The sequence below is a fragment of the Sphingomonas sp. GC_Shp_3 genome (genome assembly GCF_026540945.1).
Taxonomy (GTDB): domain Bacteria; phylum Pseudomonadota; class Alphaproteobacteria; order Sphingomonadales; family Sphingomonadaceae; genus Sphingomonas.
The window spans coordinates 39,270-61,145 of sequence record NZ_JALNUT010000006.1; the positions used below are offsets into that span (position 1 = coordinate 39,270).

23 protein-coding genes are annotated in these 21,876 nt (G+C 64.4%); 11 read left to right on the plus strand and 12 right to left on the minus strand.

Annotation, left to right across the window (positions count from 1 at the left end; all coding sequences use genetic code 11):
- Positions 1-51 precede the first annotated feature (51 nt).
- The 4 genes from OXR00_RS12920 to OXR00_RS12935 are packed head-to-tail and all read right to left on the minus strand — an operon-like array spanning position 52 to position 3,730.
- Positions 52-684 carry a 2-dehydro-3-deoxy-6-phosphogalactonate aldolase gene (locus tag OXR00_RS12920; protein WP_267388631.1) on the minus strand — a complete coding sequence of 211 codons (633 nt, stop codon included), beginning with the start codon at positions 682-684 and terminating at the stop codon, positions 52-54.
- 9 nt (positions 685-693) lie between these two features.
- Positions 694-1,575, minus strand: coding sequence for a 2-dehydro-3-deoxygalactonokinase (locus OXR00_RS12925; RefSeq protein WP_267388632.1), 882 nt, complete (start codon positions 1,573-1,575; stop codon positions 694-696).
- Positions 1,572-2,447 carry an SMP-30/gluconolactonase/LRE family protein gene (locus OXR00_RS12930; protein ID WP_267388633.1) on the minus strand — a complete coding sequence of 292 codons (876 nt, stop codon included), beginning with the start codon at positions 2,445-2,447 and terminating at the stop codon, positions 1,572-1,574. Before OXR00_RS12930 ends, OXR00_RS12925 begins: the two co-directional genes overlap by 4 nt.
- On the minus strand, positions 2,444-3,730 hold the full coding sequence (locus OXR00_RS12935) for a sugar MFS transporter (RefSeq protein WP_267388634.1): 1,287 nt from the start codon (positions 3,728-3,730) through the stop codon (positions 2,444-2,446). The genes OXR00_RS12930 and OXR00_RS12935 overlap by 4 nt, the downstream gene beginning before the upstream one ends.
- A gap of 110 nt (positions 3,731-3,840) precedes the next feature.
- On the opposite strand from OXR00_RS12935, the gene OXR00_RS12940 reads away from it, so the two are divergent.
- The 6 genes from OXR00_RS12940 to OXR00_RS12965 all read left to right on the plus strand — a co-directional run bounded on the left by OXR00_RS12940 (position 3,841) and on the right by OXR00_RS12965 (position 11,209).
- Entirely contained in the window at positions 3,841-5,634 is a 1,794-nt protein-coding gene (locus OXR00_RS12940) for an IlvD/Edd family dehydratase (protein ID WP_267388635.1), read from the plus strand.
- A 65-nt stretch (positions 5,635-5,699) separates the two neighbouring features.
- Positions 5,700-7,277, plus strand: a complete 1,578-nt coding sequence (locus OXR00_RS12945; RefSeq protein ID WP_267388636.1) for an aldehyde dehydrogenase (NADP(+)) — start codon at positions 5,700-5,702, stop codon at positions 7,275-7,277.
- Positions 7,274-8,245: an AraD1 family protein gene (araD1, locus tag OXR00_RS12950; RefSeq protein WP_267388637.1), complete on the plus strand. Its 972-nt coding sequence runs from the start codon at positions 7,274-7,276 to the stop codon at positions 8,243-8,245. The genes OXR00_RS12945 and araD1 overlap by 4 nt, the downstream gene beginning before the upstream one ends.
- The gene (locus OXR00_RS12955; RefSeq protein WP_267388638.1) at positions 8,242-9,168 is read left to right on the plus strand and encodes a Gfo/Idh/MocA family oxidoreductase; all 927 of its coding nucleotides are present in this window, start codon (positions 8,242-8,244) and stop codon (positions 9,166-9,168) included. Before araD1 ends, OXR00_RS12955 begins: the two co-directional genes overlap by 4 nt.
- 22 nt (positions 9,169-9,190) lie before the next feature.
- Complete coding sequence (locus OXR00_RS12960) at positions 9,191-9,922, plus strand: FadR/GntR family transcriptional regulator (protein WP_267388639.1); 732 nt, start codon at positions 9,191-9,193, stop codon at positions 9,920-9,922.
- A gap of 720 nt (positions 9,923-10,642) precedes the next feature.
- The gene (locus OXR00_RS12965; RefSeq protein ID WP_267388640.1) at positions 10,643-11,209 is read left to right on the plus strand and encodes a replication protein A; all 567 of its coding nucleotides are present in this window, start codon (positions 10,643-10,645) and stop codon (positions 11,207-11,209) included.
- A 290-nt stretch (positions 11,210-11,499) separates the two neighbouring features.
- Here the strand turns inward: OXR00_RS12965 and OXR00_RS12970 are convergent, their stop codons facing one another.
- On the minus strand, positions 11,500-12,705 hold the full coding sequence (locus tag OXR00_RS12970; RefSeq protein ID WP_267388641.1) for an integrase arm-type DNA-binding domain-containing protein: 1,206 nt from the start codon (positions 12,703-12,705) through the stop codon (positions 11,500-11,502).
- A 24-nt stretch (positions 12,706-12,729) separates the two neighbouring features.
- On the opposite strand from OXR00_RS12970, the gene OXR00_RS12975 reads away from it, so the two are divergent.
- The 5 genes from OXR00_RS12975 (at position 12,730) to OXR00_RS12995 (ending at position 15,705) form a co-directional block, all read left to right on the plus strand.
- The gene (locus tag OXR00_RS12975) at positions 12,730-12,978 is read left to right on the plus strand and encodes a hypothetical protein (protein ID WP_267388642.1); all 249 of its coding nucleotides are present in this window, start codon (positions 12,730-12,732) and stop codon (positions 12,976-12,978) included.
- A 262-nt stretch (positions 12,979-13,240) separates the two neighbouring features.
- Positions 13,241-14,473 carry an ATP-binding protein gene (locus OXR00_RS12980; RefSeq protein ID WP_267388643.1) on the plus strand — a complete coding sequence of 411 codons (1,233 nt, stop codon included), beginning with the start codon at positions 13,241-13,243 and terminating at the stop codon, positions 14,471-14,473.
- Between the two features lie 9 nt (positions 14,474-14,482).
- On the plus strand, positions 14,483-14,779 hold the full coding sequence (locus OXR00_RS12985; protein WP_267388644.1) for a hypothetical protein: 297 nt from the start codon (positions 14,483-14,485) through the stop codon (positions 14,777-14,779).
- A 94-nt stretch (positions 14,780-14,873) separates the two neighbouring features.
- A complete protein-coding gene (locus OXR00_RS12990; RefSeq protein ID WP_267388645.1) occupies positions 14,874-15,107 on the plus strand; it encodes a hypothetical protein in 234 nt (77 codons plus the stop codon).
- A gap of 247 nt (positions 15,108-15,354) precedes the next feature.
- Positions 15,355-15,705, plus strand: coding sequence for a DUF3147 family protein (locus OXR00_RS12995; protein ID WP_267388646.1), 351 nt, complete (start codon positions 15,355-15,357; stop codon positions 15,703-15,705).
- 446 nt (positions 15,706-16,151) lie between these two features.
- Here OXR00_RS12995 and OXR00_RS13000 read toward each other — a convergent pair whose 3' ends face one another.
- The 7 genes from OXR00_RS13000 to OXR00_RS13030 form a co-directional block, all read right to left on the minus strand.
- Positions 16,152-16,943, minus strand: a complete 792-nt coding sequence (locus tag OXR00_RS13000) for a DNA adenine methylase (protein WP_267388647.1) — start codon at positions 16,941-16,943, stop codon at positions 16,152-16,154.
- 379 nt (positions 16,944-17,322) lie between these two features.
- On the minus strand, positions 17,323-17,601 hold the full coding sequence (locus OXR00_RS13005; protein ID WP_267388649.1) for a hypothetical protein: 279 nt from the start codon (positions 17,599-17,601) through the stop codon (positions 17,323-17,325).
- Positions 17,602-17,627: 26 nt separating this feature from the next.
- Positions 17,628-20,606, minus strand: coding sequence for a hypothetical protein (locus tag OXR00_RS13010; RefSeq protein ID WP_267388651.1), 2,979 nt, complete (start codon positions 20,604-20,606; stop codon positions 17,628-17,630).
- A 4-nt stretch (positions 20,607-20,610) separates the two neighbouring features.
- Positions 20,611-21,006, minus strand: a complete 396-nt coding sequence (locus OXR00_RS13015) for a hypothetical protein (protein WP_267388652.1) — start codon at positions 21,004-21,006, stop codon at positions 20,611-20,613.
- 3 nt (positions 21,007-21,009) lie between these two features.
- Complete coding sequence (locus OXR00_RS13020) at positions 21,010-21,258, minus strand: hypothetical protein (protein WP_267388654.1); 249 nt, start codon at positions 21,256-21,258, stop codon at positions 21,010-21,012.
- Positions 21,243-21,413, minus strand: coding sequence for a hypothetical protein (locus OXR00_RS13025; protein WP_267388656.1), 171 nt, complete (start codon positions 21,411-21,413; stop codon positions 21,243-21,245). The genes OXR00_RS13020 and OXR00_RS13025 overlap by 16 nt, the downstream gene beginning before the upstream one ends.
- A gap of 4 nt (positions 21,414-21,417) precedes the next feature.
- A complete protein-coding gene (locus OXR00_RS13030) occupies positions 21,418-21,876 on the minus strand; it encodes a hypothetical protein (RefSeq protein ID WP_267388658.1) in 459 nt (152 codons plus the stop codon).

Sequence of the window (21,876 nt, forward strand, 5' to 3'; positions counted from 1 at the left end):
CCGTCTCTTACCGCGCGGGAAGATCGTTCCCGCCAGCCTTCGCAGTTGCGGCTAGGCCTGTGTGGCCTGCCACGCCGCCGTCAGCGCCGCCGCACGCTCGCCGACCACCGTCGCGCTGTCGCCCGGCTTGAACAGCGCGCCGCCAACGCCGATGCCCTCCGCACCGCCGTCAAGCCAGTCCTGCAACGTCTCGGCGTTGGTGCCGCCGACCGCCCACACCTTTACGTCGCGCGGCAAGACGTCGCGCACTGCCTTCAGGTATGCCGGGCCGAGGCTGGCGCCGGGGAACAGCTTCAGCCGCCGCGCACCGGCGGCAATCGCCTGAAACGCCTCGCTCGGCGTCATGAAGCCAGGCAGCGCCTCCAGCCCGAGCGCGACACCGCGCGCGATCACTGCGGGGTTGGTGTTGGGCGTCACTAGTAACCGGCCACCGACTCCCGCCAGCGCCTCGACCGCCTCGACGGTCAGCACGGTACCGCCGCCGATCAGCGCGCGGTCGCCGAACGCCTCGGTGATGGCGGCGATGCTCTTGAGCGGCTCGGGCGAGTTGAACGGCACTTCGAGAATACGCACGCCGTTGTCGATCAGCGCCGCCGCCACGTCGAGCGCCTCATCGGGGCGTAGGCCGCGCAAAATTGCGGCAACCGGGGGCACGCCCTCCGCAAGCAATTCGTCGAGCGTCATGAAACCTCCTTATGACAGTCCGGCAAGCACGCAGGCATCGCCGTCGAGGCGCTGCACCGCGATGCCATTCCGCGCGAACGCCTGTGTATATAGGTCGGCGAGACGCGGATCGCCGATGATCGTCACGTTGCTCGCGTCCGCCAGCGTGGCGCGCATCTCCGCAATCTCGCCACCGATGACGAGACCGGAAAGATAGCCCAACGCCCAGTCGGGCGTCTTGCCGCCCCGCAACTGCATGGCGCGCGCACCGAACAGACCACTCAGGACGCCGCGCTCGGCGCGGACAAGACCGGCGGCGAAACCCTCCGCCTCCGCACCCGCATCACCAGCCGCCATGCCACGCGCGAGCGTGGAATGCTGGCGCAGCAGCGCGAATACCTCACCGGTCAAGATCGTGCGGACGCCGGTGATCGCGCCATCCTCGATCACCGCCCATTTACTGTGTGTGCCGGGCAGTACGACGATGTGCCGACCGCCCGCGAGGTCGGGCGCGAGCGCCAGCGCACCGTAGAGTTGCGTTTCCTCGCCGCGCATCACGTCCGGCACGCCTTCGGCATCGACACAGGCAAGCCCGGCCATGATCTCGACCGGCACACCGTCGAGCGTCAGCGCGGTCGCCGCCGCCAGCCACGCGTCGCGGGTGGCGGGGCAATTGGCATAGGGTACCTCACGCCAGCCGTCGCGCGCGCCGACCATGCCGCACAGTCGGATCGTCTCGGGCGAACCCTCGCCCGCCCAACTGGCAAGCGCAGCACGCAGCACTGCCTCGGGCACAATCCCGGGTGTGCCGATCCCGTCACCGTAGACGCGGTCGGTCACCGCGCCGTGTTCGATCCGGAACAGCCGCAGCCGGGTCGTGCCCCAGTCGCCGAGAACGCGATACCCGCTCACGCCGGCAAGCGCATCTCGGGCAGCGCCACGCCGGGCGCCGGCGCGTCGAACGCGAACAAGCCGCCGGCAAGCGGTTGGCCGTTCAGTTCCGCCTCCGACAAGCCCTTGCGCGCGGTGGTCACGTAGCCGGTGCGCAGGTCCGGGCCGCCGAACGCGACTTTTGTGCAGTTCGCGCAGGGCATCGCCACAATCGCGAGCAACGTGCCGTCCGGCGCGTACCGCCGCACCTGCCAGCCACCCCATAGGCCGACCCACAGGCACCCTTCGGAATCAAGCGTCACGCCGTCCGGGTGGCCGTCCTTCTCGGCGATGGTAACGAACACCTCGCCTTTTGCCAGACTGGTCCCGCTGGAAATATCGCAGCGGTAGATCGTGCGGCCAAGCGTATCGACGTGGTAGATCGTGCCGCCATCGGCGGAAATCGCCGGGCCGTTGGTGATGACGCAATCGCCACCGACCGGCCGCAGATCGACAGCATCGAACACGTGGATCGCGCCGGTAAGCGCTTCTTCCTCATTGTCCATGGTGCCGACCCACAGCCGGCCCGATGGATCGACGGTGGCATCGTTGGTGCGGTTGTGCGCGGGCATGTCGATCTTCGCGACCGGCCCGGTCAGCTTGCCGTCTTCGAGCAGATACAGCCCGTCGATCGAGCCGACCAGCAGCCTGCCGCCCTCGGCCGGAACGAGGAAACTTGGCATTCCGCCAACCTCGAACGACTGCCGTTCATCCGTCGCGGGATCGTAGCGGTGGACCCTGCCGCCTTTGATGTCGACGAACCACAGCGCGTTCTCGCGCCCGATCCATGCAGGCCCTTCGCCCAGCGTGGCTGCGACCGGCCACACAAGCCGGGGTTCGATCGCCGCCGTCATTTGGCAACCGCCACGGCGGAGCGGCAGCCCCATAGCGCATAAGCCAGCACCACGACCTCACACACGGCTGTCAGGATGAACGACGATTGCAGGCCGTATGTATCGGCCAGAATGCCCTGCACGAACACCAGCGCGCCGCCGGCGATTGCCATGATCATCAGGCCCGAACCCTCCTCGGTCAACGGGCCAAGCCCACGGATCGCCAGCGTGAAGATCGTCGGGAACATGATCGAGTGGAACAGCCCGACTGCAATCAGCGCCCACATCGCCACATGCCCGGTCGTACCGAGCACGACGAGCATGACCAGCAGTGCGAAACCGGCGAACACCGCCAGCACGTTTTCGGCGCGGAACTTCTGCATGATCGCGGAGCCGGCGAAGCGGCCGACCATCATCCCGCCCCACAGCAGCGTCAGATACTGACCCGCCTGCTCATGCGTCAGATCGGCGATGTTCGGCTGGCTGACGAAGTTCACGAACAGATTAGCGACACCGATCTCGGCGAGGAGATAGGCGACCATCGTCGGGATGCCGAGCACCAGCGCGCGGTGCTTCCACAGCGACAGATGCTTGCGCTCTTCCGCAGCGACGCGGCTGGTCGCGTTCTGGCCGATGACCGGCAGCGGGAAGCGTGCGATCACCACTGCCAGCACGACCAGCACGGCCGCGACGAGCAGATACGGCAGCACCACCGAGTGCGCATCCGCCAGCCGCTCCGCCGGGGTGAGGACACGCCCCGCCTTGGCGGTGCCGCTGACCGAGCGCCCGAGGATGAGGTACGCGCCAAACGCCGGCGCCAGCATCGTGCCGGCCGAGTTCATCGCCTGCACGAGATTGAGCCGCGACGACGCCGTCTCGGGCGAGCCGATCACCGCGACGTATGGATTGGCGGCGACCTGCAACAAGGTGATGCCGCTGGCGATGACGAACAGCATGACCAGCGTCACGCCATAAGACGGGATCGACGCGGCGAGGATCATGCCGAGTGCGCCCGCCGCCATGATGGCCAAGCCGGTAACAAGCGACTTCTGATAGCCGATCCGCTCGATCAGCTTGGCCGACGGGATCGATGCGAAGAAATAGGCGATGAACCACACCGACTCGATCAGCGTGGTCTGGAGGTAGCTCAGATCGAACACGGCGCGCAGATGCGGCAGCAGCGTGTTGTTGATGACCGTGATGAAGCCCCACATGAAGAACAATGTGGCGAGCAACGTCAGCGCCGGGCCGTAAGACCGGCCGCCACCCGAGGCAGTCGCCGTGGCGCCCCCTCCCGAATTCATGATTGGACCTGCCACACACCCTCACGTGCTGATTGATTCTGTAATTGTATGAGTATATCCCGCGTCTACAGCCGTCAATGCGATCGGCGCCTTTCGCCACGGGATAAGCCATGAGCAACACGCCACCCAAACTCCGCAGCCGCGCCTGGTTCGACAACCCGGACAACATCGACATGACCGCGCTCTATCTCGAGCGCTATCTGAACTTCGGGCTCAGTCTGGAAGAGCTGCAATCGGGCAAGCCGATCATCGGTATCGCGCAGACCGGCTCGGACCTCAGCCCCTGCAACCGCCATCACCTCGTCCTCGCCGAGCGCGTGCGCGAGGGTATTCGCGAGATGGGCGGCATCGCCATCGAATTCCCGGTCCACCCGATCCAGGAAACCGGCAAGCGTCCGACCGCCGGGCTCGATCGTAACCTGTCGTATCTTGGGCTGGTCGAGCTGCTCTACGGTTACCCGCTCGACGGCGTGGTGCTGACGATCGGCTGCGACAAGACCACCCCCGCCTGCCTGATGGCGGCGGCGACCGTGAACATCCCGGCGATCGCGCTGTCGGTCGGGCCGATGCTCAACGGCTGGCACAAGGGCGAGCGCACCGGCTCGGGCACGATCGTCTGGAAGGCGCGCCAGATGCTCGCCGCCGGCGAGATCGACAACGCCGAGTTCATCCGCCTCGTCGCATCGTCCGCGCCGTCGACTGGCTATTGCAACACGATGGGCACGGCGACGACGATGAACTCGCTGGCCGAGGCGCTCGGCATGTCGCTACCAGGTTCGGCGGCGATCCCGGCGCCCTATCGCGACCGTCAGGAAGTGGCGTACATCACCGGCAAGCGCATCGTCGAGATGGTAGCGGAGGACCTCAAGCCCTCCGACATCCTCACCCGCGAGTCGTTCGAGAACGCCATCGTTGTGAATTCGGCGATCGGCGGCTCGACCAATGCCCCCATCCACCTTGCCGCGATCGCCCGTCATGTCGGCGTCGATCTGCCGATCGACACGTGGCAGGAGAAGGGTCACAAGGTGCCGTTGCTGGTCAATCTTCAGCCCGCCGGCGAATATCTCGGCGAGGATTACTATCGCGCTGGCGGCGTCCCCGCCGTGACCGCGCAGCTCATGAAACACGGGCTGATCCACGAGAGTGCGATGACCGTCAACGGCAAGTCGATGGGCGATAATTGCCGCGACGCCGTTATCGAGGACGAGAAGGTGATCCGCCCGTTCGAGACGCCGCTCGTCGAGGAGGCCGGCTTCATCGTCCTGCGCGGCAACCTGTTCACCTCGGCGATCATGAAGACCAGCGTGATCTCGCCCGAGTTCCGCGACCGCTACCTGTCCAACCCGAACGATCCCGAGGCGTTCGAAGGTCCGGCGGTGGTGTTCGACGGGCCTGAGGATTATCATCACAATATCGATGATCCGGCGCTTGGCATCACCTCCGAAACCTTGTTGTTCATGCGCGGTGCCGGCCCGATCGGCTATCCCGGCGCGGCAGAAGTGGTCAACATGCGACCGCCCGCATACCTCATCACCGAGGGTGTTCACGCGCTGCCGTGCATCGGTGACGGTCGGCAGTCGGGTACGTCCGGCAGTCCGTCGATCCTCAACGCATCGCCCGAAGCAGCGGCGATGGGCGGTCTTGCCCTGATCCGCACCGGTGACCGCGTTCGCATCGATCTTGGCAAGGGCACCGCTGACATCGTCATCTCCGACGCGGAATTGGCCGAACGCCGGCAGGCGCTGGTCGACGCGGGCGGTTATGCCTATCCGGCCTCGCAGACGCCCTGGCAGGAGATGCAGCGTGCGGTGGTCGGCCAGTTGGACACCGGCGCGATTCTGGAAGGCTCGGAAAAGTACCAGCGCATCGCACAGACGCGTGGCCTGCCGCGCGACAGCCACTAAGTCCTACACGCGACATCCTTCGAAGCCGGCATATGCTGCCTTCTCACCCTGAAATGGGAGACTTTATGTACAACGGTGCAATTCTGATCGGCGCGGGCGAAACCCGCGCCGCCGACACCTTCACTGCCGTAAACCCGACGACCGGCGCGGCCGGCGACGTCGCGTTCAGCAACGCCGGCCCGGCCGAGGTCGCCAAAGCCACCGCGCTCGCCGCCGCAGCGTTCGAGGTGTTCTCGACCACCTCGCTCGGAGCGCGCGCGACCTTCATCGAGACGGTCGCCGACAACATCCTCGCGCTGAAGGACGATCTCGTCGCGACCGCCAACGCCGAGACGGCGCTGCCGCTCGCGCGGCTTCATGGCGAAACCGGTCGCACCGTCGGCCAGTTGAAGATGTTTGCCGCCGAAGTCCGCGCCGGCCTGTGGCTCGACGCGACGATCGATCCGGCCATGCCGGACCGTGCGCCGCTGCCGCGCGCCGACCTGCGCCGCGTCAACGTCGCACTTGGACCGGTGGCGGTGTTCGGCGCGTCGAACTTCCCGCTCGCCTTCTCGGTCGCGGGCGGTGACACGGCGGCGGCGTTCGCGGCGGGTTGCCCGGTCGTGGTCAAGGGCCATGCCGCGCACCCCGGCACCGGCGAACTGGTCGCACGCGCAATCCAGCAGGCGGTTGCTTCATGCGGCCTGCCCGAGGGCGTTTTTTCCTATCTGCCCGGCACGTCGAACGAACTCGGCGGTGCGCTCGTGTCCGATCCGGTCATCAAGGCGGTCGGCTTCACCGGTTCGCGCGGCGGTGGCCTCGCGCTGATGAAGATCGCCGCGCAGCGTGCAGAGCCGATTCCGGTCTATGCCGAAATGTCGAGCATCAATCCGGTCGTGCTGCTGCCCGGCGCGCTCGCCGCGCGGGCGGAAGCGATGGGTCCGGCGTTCGTCGGTTCGTTGACGATGGGCGCGGGCCAGTTCTGCACCAACCCCGGCCTCGTCATCGCCATTGACGGACCTGACCTCGACACGTTCGTCGCCTCGGCGGCGAAGGCGCTGACTGCGGCACAGCCCGCCGTCATGCTCACCCCCGGCATCCACGCCAGCTTCGAGCGCGGTGTCGAGGAACTGGCGAGCCACGCCGCCGTCACCACCGTAGCGCGCGGCTGCGTCGGCGATGGCGTCAACCAGGCGGTCGGCGCGTTGTTCACCACGGATGCGACCAAGTTCACCGCCGACGAGGCGCTCGCCCACGAAGTGTTCGGATCGTCCTCGATCCTCGTACGGTGTAAGGACATTGCCGAGATCAAGACGGTGATCGCCAAGCTCGAAGGCCAGCTCACCGCGACGATCCAGAGCGGCGACGGCGACGAGGCGGCAGCTGGCGAGCTGCTGCCATTGCTCCAGTCCAAGGTCGGCCGCATCCTGTTCAACGGCTGGCCGACCGGTGTCGAGGTCAGCCACGCGATGGTGCATGGCGGCCCGTTCCCGGCGACGTCGGATGGGCGCAGCACCTCGGTCGGCACGCTGGCGATGGCGCGTTTCCTGCGCCCGGTCTGCTATCAGGACACGCCCGACGCGCTGCTGCCGCCAGCACTTCAGGCAGCGAACCCGTGGGGTATCGCGCGTCGCACCAACGGCGTGCTGGAACTGGGCAAATGATCCGCTCGCTCGTCCAGTTCGACGATGGCGCACGCGGCGTCGCCGTGCTCGACGAGAGCGGCGCGGCGCGGCGGGTGACCGGCGTGACGACCACGCTGGAATTGGCGCAGCAGGCGATCGCGGCAGGCACCAGCCTCGCCGCAGCCGCCGAAGCCGCGCTGGGCGAGACGGTGGATCTTGGCAGCGTGAAGCTGCTCTCGCCGATCGACCATGCCGACCCTGCGCATACGCTCGTCAGCGGTACCGGCCTGACGCATCTCGGCTCGGCGGAAGGCCGCGACAAGATGCACGCCAAGGCTGCCGACGCGCAGACCGATTCGATGAAGATGTTCCTGATGGGCGTCGAAGGCGGCAAGCCCGCCGATGGCGGCATCGGCGCGCAGCCGGAGTGGTTCTACAAGGGCGACGGCGCGATCCTGGTCGATCCGGGTGCACCGCTCACCATGCCCAGGTTCGCGGAGGATGGTGGCGAGGAGCCCGAGATCGCTGGCATCTACCTAATCGATGCGAATGGCGCGCCGGTGCGGCTCGGCTTCGCGCTCGGCAACGAGTTCTCCGATCACGTCACCGAACGCGGCAATTATCTGTGGCTCGCCCACTCCAAGCTGCGACAGGCGGCGCTTGGCCCCGAACTGCGGCTTGGGAGTTTGCCTGAAGACGTTCGCGGCACCAGCCGTATCGTTCGGGGCGGCAAGGTGCTGTGGGAGAAACCGTTCGTATCGGGTGAGGCGAACATGTCGCATAGCCTCGCCAACCTCGAACATCATCACTTCAAATATGACGGCTTCCTGCGCCCCGGTGATCTGCACGTGCATTTCTTCGGCACCGCCACCCTATCCTTCTCGGACGGCGTGCGCACGCAGATCGGCGATGTGTTCGAAGTCGAGGCCGACGCCTTCCTGCTGCCGGTGCGCAACCCGCTCGCGCAAGCGACGGATGCCGGCATGGCCAAGGTTCGCAGCCTGTGAGTGGGCTGAAACTCGGCCTCGTCGGACTCGGCAAGATCGCGCGCGACCAGCATCTCCCCGCCATTACTAAGACGGCCGGAATCGATCTCGTCGCGGTCGCCAGCCGCAACGCCAAGGGTGAAGGCGTCGCCAACTACGCCGATCTTGGCGCGATGCTGGCGGGTGCGCCCGAACTTGATGCGATCGTGCTCTGCCAGCCGCCGCAGGCGCGGTTCGAGGCGGCGGTGACCGCGATCACTGCGGGCAAACACGTCTTCCTCGAAAAGCCACCGGGCGCGACCGTGTCCGAGGTCGAGGCGCTGATCGCGCTTGCTCGCAAGCAGGGCGTCAGCCTGTTCGCGAGCTGGCATTCGCGCTACGCCGCCGCTGTTGCCGCCGCGCGCGACTGGATCGCGCAGACGACGGTCCGCCGCATCGACATCGCGTGGAAGGAAGACGTTCGTCACTGGCATCCCGGCCAGCCGTGGATCTGGCAGGCGGGCGGCTTCGGCGTGTTCGATCCCGGCATCAACGCGCTGTCGATCCTGACCGAGATCGTGCCGGATCGGGTGTCGCTGCTCAGCGCCAACCTTGAGGTTCCGTCCAACTGCGAGGCGCCGATCGGTGCCACGCTGACGATGCGGACCGGATCGGGCGCGCCGATCGACACCGTATTTGACTGGCGCCAGACCGGGCCGCAGACGTGGGATATCGTCGTCGAGACCGAGGCGGGCACGCTGCGGCTTGCCGAGGGCGGTAATCGCTGGTTCCTCGGTGACGAAGAACAACAGGCGGGCGCAGAAGAAGAATATCCGGCAATGTACCGGCGTTTCGTCGACATCGCGGGTCGCAACGAGATCGACGTTGATCTCGCGCCGCTGCAACTCGTCGCCGATGCGTTCCTGTGCGGCCGCCACGCCGCGACGGAGGCGTTTCACGACTGAGGCCGGGGATCGGGAGGCGCGCTTGGACGGACACAAAGCTGACGAGCCCGGCGCGCCGAAATCGGCCTTACGCATCCACCAGACGATCGCGCGCGATCTCGGCATCGCGATCCTGACTGGCCGGCACGAACCCGGCGCCTTGTTCGAGGGCGAGATCGAGAGTGCCGGGCGGCTGCGCGTATCGCGCACCGCCTACCGCGAGGCGGTACGGATTCTCGCCGCCAAGGGGCTGATCGAAAGCCGCCCCAAGGCAGGAACGCGCGTGACGCCGCGTGCGCGCTGGAATCTGCTTGATCCTGAACTGCTCGCCTGGATGTTCAGCGATGAGCCCGATCCAGCGTTCGTACGCGACCTGTTCGAGTTGCGCGGTATCATCGAACCCGCCGCCGCAGAACGCGCCGCCGTGCGTCGCACGGACGCTCAGGCGGTTGAACTGACACACGCACTTGCGGCGATGCGTGCGCATGGCCTGTCGACGGCTGCGGGGCGCGCCGCCGACCAGCGTTTTCACAATGCAATCCTCGCAGCCACCCATAACGCTGCGTTGGCAAGCCTCGCCAGTTCGGTCGGGGCAGCGGTAAGCTGGACCACCACCTTCAAGCACCGCAAGCAGAGCCTGCCTCGTGATCCAGTCGTCGATCACGAAGCCGTGCTGGATGCCATAATCGCCAAGAACGCCGCGTCCGCTGGCTACGCGATGCGCGTCCTGCTCGACAACGCGCTGGCCGACATGGACCTGGCACTTTCGTCGTAACCGCCTTGTGGCGCCATACGTTCAGGGTTCGCCGTGGCTATTAGCGCCTGCGACTCCGGCGAACCTTTGGCATACCGACCTGCTTGTAATTGGTGCCCGCATCGTGACCAACCACGCAGGCGCACGCAGGCAGTCGCTGCCACACATGCTGCTTACGGAGCACAACTGCCCGAAAGGCAAATCAAAGTTCGGATCTGAACCGCTTCACCAACAACCGCGGTGTTCGGCTGGTGGAGCTGAGGGGAATCGAACCCCTGACCTCTGCAGTGCGATCGTAGAACACAGCGCGGATTTCCGCGACTCTCGACCGATTAAGCACCCCGGAGGCCCAACAGAAACCGGCGGTTTTCCGTGCGCCGAATCGCGGCACACCGGAGCGACACCGGAACGTCTGAAAGCACCGACAACCCAAGAAACGCGCCTCGGCTGAGGCGCGTCCGAACACGTCCGCACGGCGAAATCATGCATTTCAGCCGGCGGTTTCGTGCGTCCACTGGACTTCGAGCCTTGGGTTCTCCTCATGTCGCTTCACGACACGCAACTTTGCCAACTTAACGACACAAACCTCTTTGCTGGTTGCGCGCTGTGAGCGCCGGCCCGATCGGCGCTCTCGCAGCCGCACTCGCCAACGGCGCACGAGCATCCCGCACAGGTCAGCCGGTGCGCCGGGGCTCGCGCCACGCCGGCGGTCGGGAGCTACAGCGCTGGCGCGAGACGAACATGTTCGGACGCGAGGAGCACAACGCCCGTATGCGCGCAGCCGAGCAGTTTGACCGCGACACCAAGCTACCCGGAAAGCGCAATGGAGCGCTTGGCCACATCGGAATCGAAGTGTTGCGCATGTTCCTGCGTTTGCGCGGCCGCAACGGCGGCAGGCTTGATCCAACGATCGGCTGGATCGGCCGCCAGCTGAAGCGCGCACGTAGCGCAGTTGCTGACGCGCTGCGTCGCCTTAAAGAGGCCGGCTTTATCGACTGGGATCGCCGCACACGCTTGGTCGATGATCCAACCAGCGGGCAGTATGTCGAGCAGATCTCCAGCGCGTACTACCTCGTGCAGCCGCCTTCGGTCGTCCAGGCAGTACGGAGGATGCTACGCCGCCCAACCGAGGCTGTACGCCGCATTGCCGCACAGCTCGCCCGCGACGGCAAGCTAGCAGCCTCTGACGTCTCTGAGATCATCGGTGATGTGAAGGATCCTGCCCTGCGCGCAATCCTGGAAGAGGCTCGCTCTTCATTTCAGAGTGCAAATCCGCCGAGCGGTCAGACATCGGCCCTGCAAGGATAAGATGATAAAGAATGAGATCGCTGACGGCGATCTCATGCGTCGATAGCCCCTCGCGCCTGCGGAAACGCCCTGCCCTACTCACCCGACCGCCAAGATCCGGCTGTCGGAGCGAGGCGGCTTGCGCCGCCCCGTGCTCGGCGAGGGGGAGGATCACGATCCGTGCCAATCAGGTTCGGCCGGTCGCCCAGCCGGGCCGTCGATCAAAAGCCGGTCAAATGCCGTCGGGCTATCACAAACCGCAGAAAGGCGCGGCTTTGCCACTGTGACGATGTTCCCGAAAGCACGTGGGATCACCCACCGATCAATAAAGTCGCCCACTTCTCGAGCACCACGCGGCGCGGATCCAATTGCTCGCTGCGATTGTAGGCAGCCTCCACCTTCGCCGCCCGACCGTCGTCGCTCTTCAGCGCGTGGCCGAGGATGCGATCGATCACGCCGCGCTCGGCCGGCAGCGCCTCGTTCATGATCGTCGAGAAGGTGGCGCGCCAGCCGTGCGGCACGTGCCGGCCGGCATACCCGGCGCGATCGTACAGGTCGCCGATCGCGCCCTCGGCGAACGGCAAGTCGCCGCGCGTGCCCGGGAAGATCAGCTCGCCGCCGTGCCCGAAAGCACGTGCCGCCCGCAGGATCTCCACCGCCGCCGGCGCGAGCGGCACCTGATGATCGAACGCTGCGTCGTCCTTCTTTACCCGGGCGAGCTTCATGCGCGCCGCCGGCACGCGCCATAGCGGCGCCGGCCCGTCGAGATCCTCGATCTCGCACCAGCGCGCGCCGCGCAGCGCGTCCAGGCGCACGGCCGTCAAGGCGAGGAAGCGCGAGGCCAGGCGCACGATCGGTCGGCCGGTCGCGCGATCGCACCCGGCGAGCAACTCGCGCGCATCAACGATCGTCAGGAGCGCCGGCTGGCGGCGCTTGCGCGGCGCCGCGGCAAGCGCGGCCGCGACTGGCTTCGCCGGGTTGGCGGTGGCCTGGTCGTGGGAAATCGCAAAGGCGAAGATCGCCTCGATACGCTGGCGCAGGCGGCGCGCGGTCTCGATTCTGCCGCGCGCCTCGACGACTTCCAGGAGCTCGCGCACGTCGGACGCACTGATCTCGTCGCAGGGGAACGCGCCGATCGGCGCGAACACATCGCGCGCAAGGCTGGTAATCACGTCGGCTGCGTGCGCCTGGGCCCAGCCCGACTGCTTCCGCGCATGCCAAGAGCGCGCGACCTGTTCGAAGGTCATCAGCGCTGCCTTGGCCGCCGCCGGCGACGCGGGCTTGATGCCGCGTGCGATCTGCTCGCGCGCCTGGTCGAGATGCTGGCGCGCGGCATTGAGCGAGGTCTCGGGATAGCAGCCGATCGTCAGCAGCTGCTCGGCGCCGGCGAGCCGGTACTTGATCCGCCACGTCGCGCGGCCACTGGTGGCGACGTGCAGGTGCAGACCTCGCTCGTCGAACATCTTGTAGGCGCGCGAACGCGGCCGCGCGGCTTTCACCGCAGCGCTGGTCAGCATAGTATGGAGCTCCAGGAGGAGAAGATGGCGGAAAAATCGATGATCGAGCGCGTCGCGCGCGAGCTTTGCCGAAGCGACGGCCATCCTGAGAACATCAGGTATGAGGGTAAGCCGATGTGGGCGAGTTACGCCGCCACCGCTCGCAAGGTGATCGCGGCTATGCGCAAGCCCACCGAAGCGATGGTTCTGGCCGGCCTCCGATCAGCTGATGCGGGCCTACCCAATGAGTACACAGCCATGATCGATGCGGCAGCAAGTGAAGTTATCGCGTAAGGCGTCGCCTTCGCGGCGGAGGACACCTCCGCCGCGTCAGGGACGCGCCGGTCAAACTTTCTACGACGGTTGATTGTGGCTGCGACCGAGGCAAGCCCCGGATGGGGAACTCGCTTGGCCGGCTGATTGAGCCTTCGCGCTAGTCATGATGCCATGCAGGAATTGCTAACGGTATCCCCCGCCCGTGAGGAACATATCTATTGTTGAATTGTTAGTTTTCCGCCTTTAATAAGGCCTTCGGCTAAATTCACAGGCAACGCTAATGGCGACGAACTTTACCAACCCCTTCAAACCTGGCGCCGGACATATGCCGCCGTACTTGGCAGGCCGAGGCGAAGAAGAGGCGCAGTTTCGAAGGCTCCTTAGTCAAACTGAGATTTTAGAAAATCTGGTCCTGACCGGTTTGCGCGGCGTTGGTAAAACCGTGCTGCTCGAGACCTTTAAGCCGCTCGCCATTAAAGAAGGCTGGTTGTGGGTCGGTACAGACCTGTCGGAGGCAGTCAGCGTTAGTGAGCAAAACCTAGCCTTGCGAATCATGACCGACCTCGCGGCAGTGACATCCGCATATCATCTGAACGCTGGTGAAAGGGCGGAGGTGGGGTTTGGCTCAGCTACGACACCGTTAAGTCAGCCTGTTAATTTTAAGTTTCTGGCGTCAATGTTTGACAACGAACCTGGCCTTGTAACTGACAAGTTAAAGGCGGTTCTTGAATTTGTGTGGACGCTGATTTCGACGACTGGTCGAAAAGGTATCGTATTCGCGTATGACGAAGCGCAAAATCTTTCCGACAACGCACAAAAGGAACAATTTCCGCTTTCTGTGCTTTTGGACGTGTTCCAGTCGATTCAGCGAAAAGGGATCCCCTTTATGCTGGCCCTATCAGGCCTTCCAACACTTTTCCCTAAGCTCGTTGACGCAAGAACCTTCGCTGAACGGATGTTCCGCGTAGTAAGTCTTCATCAATTATCGAGATCGGACTGTGAAGCAGCGATTACGCGTCCAGTCGCTGATGCGCAATCGCCGATTAGCTTCTCTGCTCAATCAGTAGCAATCATCGCTGAGCTTTCGGGGGGTTACCCTTACTTCATCCAGTTCATCTGCCGTGAAGTGTACGATCTCTGGATCCAGAGGTTCGATGCTGGAGATGATCCTGGCATTCCGATCGTTGAGATTACTCGCAAGCTTGACACGGACTTCTTCGCTGGAAGATGGGCGAAGGCTACCGATCGACAGCGTGCGCTGATGTGGGTGATCTCCAATTTGGAGAATTGCGATGCTGAGTTTTCTGTACAAGAAATCGTGGTTATGTCGGATGGCGTTCTAGAGAAACCATTTACTAGCAGTCACGCTAACCAAATTTTAGCTACGCTCGCCGCTGCCGGTCTTATCTATAAAAATCGACACGGCAAGTATATGTTCGCTGTCCCGCTGATGTCGAACTTTGTTCGCCGTCAGTCTGGTGACGGCGGGGACGCTAAATTGTCGGCGGCATAGGAGGCAGTAATGGCAAGCTATACTGTCAGAGTTGAACTTCATGGTGCATCTTCGAGTGACTATGAAACCCTGCATACGATCATGGAAGCTTATAATTATCATCGGAAAGTGAAGGGTGTCGATAGAAGCGGGGTGGCAGGTACTTGGGTGCTGCCGACCGGAGAGTACATAATTGATACCGAAAATGCCGCCTTGGAAGTGAGGGATACTGCCAAGCTTCTCGCTGACGCAGTTAAGCCGGGTGCGTGGGTGCTAGTCACTCAGGCGGCTAACCGGGTGTGGACGACGAAGAAAGTGCAAGCTTAGTAAGTGTCAGGCGGACGCGGCGGAGACCGCCTCCGCCGCGTCCCGACTCGCGCTCGTTGTAAAACCGATTATGTTGCTTTCGAGGAGAGTCGAAATGAAACTAGTCGGTCTCGAAATCACGGTAACTGAGGAGGAAGCTCAAGCGATCGCCGATAAGCTACTCCAGGGCGTCGACCTTTCAAATGCGCGCCCCGAAGATACGGCGACCGCTGTGGGTTTGCAGTTTCAATCAAGCGCAGCTGCCCCAGAGGAAACTGCCGGTAACTCGAGCGTCCAAGTTACGTCTGCTGATGCGCAAGCGCAGCTTGCGGCTAATTTAGGATTATAATTACCCGGGGGGTTACGGCGCGGCGGTGCCAGTCCTCTGTCGCACGGCGGAGGAAGTCTCCGCCGCGTCTGGCAGCTAGGTGACAATTTAGCGCTTAACGTCCAAGCAGTAGGCCCTGGTCGTACCCCCGGATATTCCCCCACGGGCGCCGCACGTCCCGCACGCGGGATGTTGAAACTGGTGGAAATCGGCTGTTGCGTGTACCCGATAAGCTAGCACTGGTGTCGGCAACAGCTATGGTGCTTCAATGCTGTACCTAGCTCTCAAGGCCGCCGTTTCGGGCATACTCATCGCTTCGGCGTCTACTATAGCCAAGCGTTATCCCGGCTTTGGCGCCCTTATTGCCTCTCTCCCATTGGTCTCGGTTTTAGGCATGATCTGGTTATGGGGCGAGCGACCAGATGCGGCAAACATGGCTGCGCACTCTCAAGCGACCTTCTGGTACGTCCTACCGTCGCTCCCGATGTTCCTCTTAATTCCAGCCTTGCTGCGAAACGGAGCGTCGTTTTGGGCAGCCTTGCTCATCGGGTGTTTGCTTACTGTTGCGCTATATGCTGCCATGACGTGGCTTGCGCCGCGCTTCGGCTTGCAGCTTTAAACGTTCGCAGTTGGGCGCTTCTGAGCTGACTGCGTCACCTTCGTACATGAGCACAATGCGGAGGATGTCTCTGCCGCGTAGCACTCTGTGTCGAAAGCGATAGAAGAGCTTTCCGCTGCGTGTTGCGCGACGAGGTGACCAGCCGAAACAGTACAAAAAGGTCGCCCGAAGGCGACCTAAGTTTATTTTGGGAAAAAGCACACTAGAAGCATGCACCTCACAAATACTGTATTTGTACGTATTAACGAGTCTAAACAGGCTAATCTATGTTACCGAGCTAAAGCATTACCAGATCGCTGTACCTCTCGAGGATTCCCGATTTTCTCATATCTAGCTGTGACGCGGCGGAGGATGGCTCCGCCGCGTGGCGTCCAGAATGGCGCTTTTGTGCGGTATCCCAGCGGTATCGGCCAGGGGCTTACCCCAGCCGATACCCCCATCGTTCCTCACTTTCGGACGATGAGCTCGCCGACGCGCTTCCCCGCGCCGGCGCTTGCCGAACCGACTGTATAGGTCGTCTCGATATCCGAGAGGTTAAAGCGCGCGAACACGGCGCGGGCACCAGGCGTGTCGTTGATCGACAGGATGAACTTGCCGGCGATCCCCCCCAGCTGGTCAGCTAGGCGCTCGAAGTCGGCTCGCTCGAAGCCGTCGCCATAGTCCTTCTCGCAGTTCCAATATGGCGGATCGAGGTAGAACAGCGTCTCGGCAGAGTCGTAGCGGCGGATCACGTCGCCGTATGGCAGGCACTCGATCGTCACGCGGGCGAGGCGCTCGTGAATCTCCGGCAGCTTCTCGCGCAGCTTGGCGACGTCGAAGCGCGCCGGCGCCTTCTTGTCGACACCGAAGTTCCGGCCGGTGACCTTGCCGCCGAAGGAAAGCTGCTGAAGGTATAGGAAGCGCGCAGCCCGCTCGAGGTCGGTCAGCGTGTCGGCGTTGGTGGCGAGCAGGCGTTCGAAGTCTGCTCGGCTGGTCAGCTGCCACTTCAGCGTATCCATGAACGCTTCGTAGTGGCGCTGGAGGATTCGGAACAAGGTCGCGACGTCGCGCGAAAGGTCGTTGATGACCTCGACCGGCGCGGCGATCGGGCGCTTGAGGAAGATGCCGCCCATGCCGACGAACGGCTCGACATAGGTGCGGTGCGGCGTTTCGCCGATCAGGCCGACCAGGTGGCGGGAGAGGTTGCGCTTGCCGCCGAGATAAGGCGCAGGGGTTCGTACAGCGATGGAGCCGGTCATAGTGTCCTTCTTTGGGGGGGGAAGGCGCGCCGGCTAGAACGCGCTGGATGGCCGCCGATCGATGCGATCGGCGGAGCTACGACCGATCGGCCGCAGGATCTTGTGGGCGCCGTTGGCGCATAAGCTTAGGGAAGTGGCTTCGGGGGAACATTGGGGTCAGTGACCAGGCAGCTTCGCCGCCTGGTACCGGGCGGCTAGCCGCGCAGAGCATGGCAACTGCGCCCCACGTATTCCCCCGAAGGGTCTTCTATTCCGCAGGCCACCCGGAGAACCGGTGGCCACGCTGACCGCGCGCGCGCGGGTTCAACCTTCCGGCTAGGGACGAGTGAACGGCTGAGCTATGCCAGCGTCCGCCCACGACGTCGAGAGCGCTGATCGCTCAGAGAAGAAGCCGATGATCGGTAAATCGTCCATCAGCACCGAGGCGCTCAAACAGCACAGCTTTGACGTCTGGATAAAACTCGGCGGCAGCGGCAAGCCACTTACGGTGGCTGAGCGTGCCGGCAGTCGACAGGTGGCTCGTCAGGTACACCTCGCGGCCGCCGTCAAGCGGCGATGCAATGATGTTGGCGAAGTAACTTGCCTCGCCGCGCCGATGCATCCGAACGGCTACCGATCCTGGCAGGATCGGTGTCGCGACGATCGACAGATCATCCATGTGAATGGACCGCATCACAGGCGCGCTCATGATGCGCGAACCGGCAGAGTTGCGATCGCCTCGATCGTTTGCCCGGCATCCGTCTCGCAGGTGATCGCAAGCTTCTGATCAAGCGCTGCCTGCGGCGTGCCACCAGCCAAGGTGAAGGTGACAACCGCGCCCTGGCGAGCGACGTTGCTGATCACGACGTCACCGTCAATCGTAGCGACATCGGCTTCGCCGACGAAAAGCTCTCCGTCCGCAAGCTCCGCGCTAAGATCGACCGAGGCGTTGCGCACCTCGTCGACGTATTTCGTTGGAAATCTGAGCATGCCGCTCCCTTTCGATTTCAGATCAAAGGTTCGCCGCGCGAAACTGGCGGCGGAGAAGCGCCGGGACTTCGCCGCCAGCGCGAAGCCTCTCGATACGCGGCGGGTGAAATGCTCAGCTAAGCGGACCACCACGCCGGCGATCGCGCCGGCAGTCGCGCCAATCGAGCGGCCCAGCGCGAAGGCGCGGGACGTGGTCACGCTGCTCGTCGCAGTCGCTAACACGGTGCGGACACCCGAGAGCGAGGAAGCCGCCGCAGCGCTCCCAATGGCCGACGCTTCGACGACGCGGGCGCTACGCGCACCACGAACGATCGACGACACCCCGGCGATCGCAGCGGTGAACGCCAGCTTGAGGCTGTGCCCAGCGCCAAGCGTCACCATCTGCCCGGCAGTTGCCACGATAGCACGCCCGCGCGTAGCCATGATCGCCAGCGACACGCCCCCTGCAACGATCGTACTGACCGTCCGGTAAATGCCGCTGCCGCGCGTGAGCGCGGCGATCGGCACGGCCGCGCCCGCGATCGAGCGCGCCACCAGGTACCGGCGCGCGATCACCGTAGCCGTGATCCCGGCTACGGTGATCGCGCGCTTGGCGCTGTTCACCTTCGCACCGGCAATTCCAGCTACGCTCGCGCCGATGATCGAGAACGCATAGGTCAGACCCGATGTCGTCACCATCGGCGGGGCAGACTGGTAGGGATTGTCGGCCGGCAGCTTCGCCTGAAGCCCGGTTTTCCATGCCGACCAACCCGAGAGCTTCTGCTGTAGGTCCGCGGTTAGGCCGGACGCCACCAACACCATCTGCTGCAGCGGCCCGTTCAGGCCAGTCGTGTCACCAGCGTTGTAGCCGCCGACGACGACGGTCTGATTGTCGACGGCATAGGCGACGTTGCGGGACAGGGTTCCGCTTGCGCCGTTGATGTTGAGGTACTGCCCGTTCGCATCCCAGCTCGCAATCGCGATGACGTCGTTGTTGTTCCAAGACACGTTGCTGATCGTGTTGGAACCAGACTTGTTGCTGATGTAGGTGTTGCCGGTGTTTGCAATGCCCAACGCACGTACGAGCGTGCTGCCTTGGTTGAAGATCGAGCGCCAACCCGTCGTGGTGAATTCACCAACCGCGCAAATCACGACTGGGTTATTACCCGAAGGCATATTGGTGTTGGTCGCAATCAGCGGAGTGTTGCTGTTAAAGACCAGCGCCGGAAGCCCGTTTCGAGCCGTTGCGCTGTAGACCGGACCTTTGCCAGACGACCCCAGCACCAGCGGGAAGCCACTCTGCGCTTTGCTATTCCACTGATTGACCGTGACGCCGTCAGCCGCGAACGTCATCGTGCTGGTGTCGCTTGCGTCAAACCAGCCGATTAGGGCCGCCCCGAGATCGGTTGGCACCCAAAGCCGCGAACGCCCCCTAGCGACATCGGCGAACACGCTTGTTGCCGATAGGATCGCGCGGCCGAAGCTGTTCTGCTCCAGCACGGACGCCACCCCCGAGGCGGCGGCGGATATGGTGCGCGCAGCCATGCCGCGAAGCGCGAGCGCTATAACGCCGGCTGCGCTCGCATTTACCGAGCGTCCAAGCGCCTTGCGCGCGCCTGCTGAAGCGATCCCCACCGTCGCAGCCGACACGGCGCGGCCAAGCGCTGCCGCCGATCCCATACTGCCGGACGCCAGCGCGCTTTTCGAGACCGTGCGCAGCAACGCCTGCGCGAACTGCGTGCGTGCCGCACTGATCGCGGCGGAGCTGATCGCGACCCCGCGCGCCGATGCTTCAGTGATCGCTGCGATGGCCGTGGAGCTGGCGCCGATCCCCATAGAGATATTCGCGCTCGTGAGCGTGTAGACGATCACGATGTAGCCATCACCGCCTTTGCCTGCCGTCGATGTGCTGTCTGCGGCTGCGCCGCCCGCACCGTAACCCGCCTTCTTCGCGGCTGCAGCCGACCCTGCCGTGCGACCTCCTTGACCGGAGGCTGGCCCGACCAACGCGCCCGAAACGCTATCAATCCAGCACACGTCCATGCTGCCGCTGCCGCCAAGCGGGAATGCGCTTGAGCCGCCGCCGCCGCCGCCGCCGTTTGTTCCGTCACCAGCTTGAGCGGAGCTGGTTGCGCCCGATCCAGCGCCGCCTGCGCGTCCGGCACCGCCGTCGCCGCCGCTCGATGACGTAGCGCCGTTGCCCGCCGTTCCGCCGTTCGCGCCCCCGCCACCGCCGCTGTATGCGCCGGATGCGATGCCGCCGTTGGCGCCGTCGCCATTGGGTCCGCCCGCGCCGCCGCCGCCACCCGCACCCGCGCCGTTGCTGCTACCGCCGCCGTTGCCGCCGGCCGACGAATACAGCACCGTAACACCAGCGGACACGTTGCCGTTGGCGGGCGAACCCGTTCCGTTCGTGGAGGCCGAGCCTGGGAAGCCGTAACCGGCATAGGCGTATCGGTTCTCGTCCGCGCTTTCGATGTAAGGCTTCGTGTAGCTGCTACCGCCCGTTATGCTGTAGTCGAGCACTTCTCCAGGCGTGAGCGTCCAGCGCGTCCCGATCGAGCCGCCCGCGCCGCCGCCGCGCCTTTGCGAAGGTGTGGCGGAGCCATACCCGCCGCCGCCAGGACCACCGACGAAAATGTCGGCAGTCGTGACGCCTGCGGGCGCAGTCCAAGTCCCGCTGCCAAACGGCAAAACAACGACGACCTGGGTCATGATCTTACTGAAGCTGAAGCTTGAAGGTGAACGTCACCGCATCGCCCGGGTTGAGCGCGGTTGCGGTGAAGTCGCCCTTCAGGAACAGATTGCCCGAGCCGATCGACGAGTTGTCGAACAGGCCGGCATTCGTGATCGAGCCGGCACCCGCCGCCGTCAGCGTGCCCATCACCTGATAGGTGTCGTTGCTCACCGTTGTAGTGACAGCCGACGAGGTGCCCGCAACGCGAGAACCGGTCGTTGCCGCCAGATCGAGCGCCTTTTCCGAGAACAGGCCGGTGTCAGCGACGGCCGCAGTGCCAGCGCCGGTGCCCCAGCCGATCTGCTTCGGCTCGGTGCCGAGGCCGAGCAGCCGGTTGATCATCAGCGCGCGGCCGAGATTTGCGAGGATGTTCGCCATTGATCAGGCCTCCTGCTGTGCGGGTACTTCCGCGTTGATGGTGACGGTGATGACGGTGCCTTCGGGGAACTCGGCGGCCGCGTCGGCCGGCAGCACCGCCGAGAAGGTCTTGCCGAGCTGGTCGGCCGGCAGCGCCTCAAGCGTGGTGCGCTTGAACTGCGCGATGTAGTCCTCGCCCTCCGGTGTGGTCATCGCAGCGTCGAGCGTGACGATCTGCGAGTTGAGAACGGTGAACTTCAGCGTTTGCGGCATAGCAGGCCTCCAAGGATGGTGAGGATCGAGCGCCTCTCGGGCGCGGTTTCCGCGACGACGCCGAGATCCTCGACGGTGCCGTCTGCGCGCGTGATCGTCATGCTGAGCGAGCCGTGCGCGATACCCTCAAGCGAGGTGGTGATGCGGCCGGTCACGCGATCAGCTCTTCAGCTTGGCGAGCAGCGAACCGAGCTTGTCGACGGCTGCCTGCGCCATCGACACGTTCTTGGCGTTGGTGGTGAGATCGGCTATGAGCTGCGTGGCCGTGTCTTCGGGGCCGTTGCCGACGTGCACCGCGTCGATTCCGACCTTCGGCAGCGTGACGACACCGTCCTGGATTTTGAAGCTGGTGGCCTGAGGCGATGCTGCCCCGATCACGCCGATCGAATGGATGACGTCGTTGACCGACATATCCGAGACGCGGTTGGTCGGCTCGGCCGCGAGCACCTTGGCAGCCTTGCGGATGCCGCCGAGCACGCCCTTGCGGCTGTCGGGGATCAGCCGGCCGACGACCTTGGCGCCGAGGTGGATGAGGCCGAGCGCGAGGAGCAACGTCGGCGAGGCAGCGAGCGTGGCGGCCGAAGCGGCGATCGGCGCGATGCTGGTGATGATGTTCAT

Coding starts and splice junctions, on each gene's coding strand:
- OXR00_RS12920 (WP_267388631.1), bottom strand. CDS start 684: ATGACGCTCGACGAATTGCTTGCGGAGGGCGTGCCCCCGGTTGCCGCA.
- OXR00_RS12930 (WP_267388633.1), bottom strand. CDS start 2,447: ATGACGGCGGCGATCGAACCCCGGCTTGTGTGGCCGGTCGCAGCCACG.
- OXR00_RS12935 (WP_267388634.1), bottom strand. CDS start 3,730: ATGAATTCGGGAGGGGGCGCCACGGCGACTGCCTCGGGTGGCGGCCGG.
- OXR00_RS12940 (WP_267388635.1), top strand. CDS start 3,841: ATGAGCAACACGCCACCCAAACTCCGCAGCCGCGCCTGGTTCGACAAC.
- OXR00_RS12945 (WP_267388636.1), top strand. CDS start 5,700: ATGTACAACGGTGCAATTCTGATCGGCGCGGGCGAAACCCGCGCCGCC.
- araD1 (WP_267388637.1), top strand. CDS start 7,274: ATGATCCGCTCGCTCGTCCAGTTCGACGATGGCGCACGCGGCGTCGCC.
- OXR00_RS12965 (WP_267388640.1), top strand. CDS start 10,643: ATGTTCGGACGCGAGGAGCACAACGCCCGTATGCGCGCAGCCGAGCAG.
- OXR00_RS12970 (WP_267388641.1), bottom strand. CDS start 12,705: ATGCTGACCAGCGCTGCGGTGAAAGCCGCGCGGCCGCGTTCGCGCGCC.
- OXR00_RS12975 (WP_267388642.1), top strand. CDS start 12,730: ATGGCGGAAAAATCGATGATCGAGCGCGTCGCGCGCGAGCTTTGCCGA.
- OXR00_RS12980 (WP_267388643.1), top strand. CDS start 13,241: ATGGCGACGAACTTTACCAACCCCTTCAAACCTGGCGCCGGACATATG.
- OXR00_RS12985 (WP_267388644.1), top strand. CDS start 14,483: ATGGCAAGCTATACTGTCAGAGTTGAACTTCATGGTGCATCTTCGAGT.
- OXR00_RS12990 (WP_267388645.1), top strand. CDS start 14,874: ATGAAACTAGTCGGTCTCGAAATCACGGTAACTGAGGAGGAAGCTCAA.
- OXR00_RS12995 (WP_267388646.1), top strand. CDS start 15,355: ATGCTGTACCTAGCTCTCAAGGCCGCCGTTTCGGGCATACTCATCGCT.
- OXR00_RS13000 (WP_267388647.1), bottom strand. CDS start 16,943: ATGACCGGCTCCATCGCTGTACGAACCCCTGCGCCTTATCTCGGCGGC.
- OXR00_RS13005 (WP_267388649.1), bottom strand. CDS start 17,601: ATGGATGATCTGTCGATCGTCGCGACACCGATCCTGCCAGGATCGGTA.
- OXR00_RS13010 (WP_267388651.1), bottom strand. CDS start 20,606: ATGACCCAGGTCGTCGTTGTTTTGCCGTTTGGCAGCGGGACTTGGACT.
- OXR00_RS13015 (WP_267388652.1), bottom strand. CDS start 21,006: ATGGCGAACATCCTCGCAAATCTCGGCCGCGCGCTGATGATCAACCGG.
- OXR00_RS13020 (WP_267388654.1), bottom strand. CDS start 21,258: ATGCCGCAAACGCTGAAGTTCACCGTTCTCAACTCGCAGATCGTCACG.
- OXR00_RS13030 (WP_267388658.1), bottom strand. CDS start 21,876: ATGAACATCATCACCAGCATCGCGCCGATCGCCGCTTCGGCCGCCACG.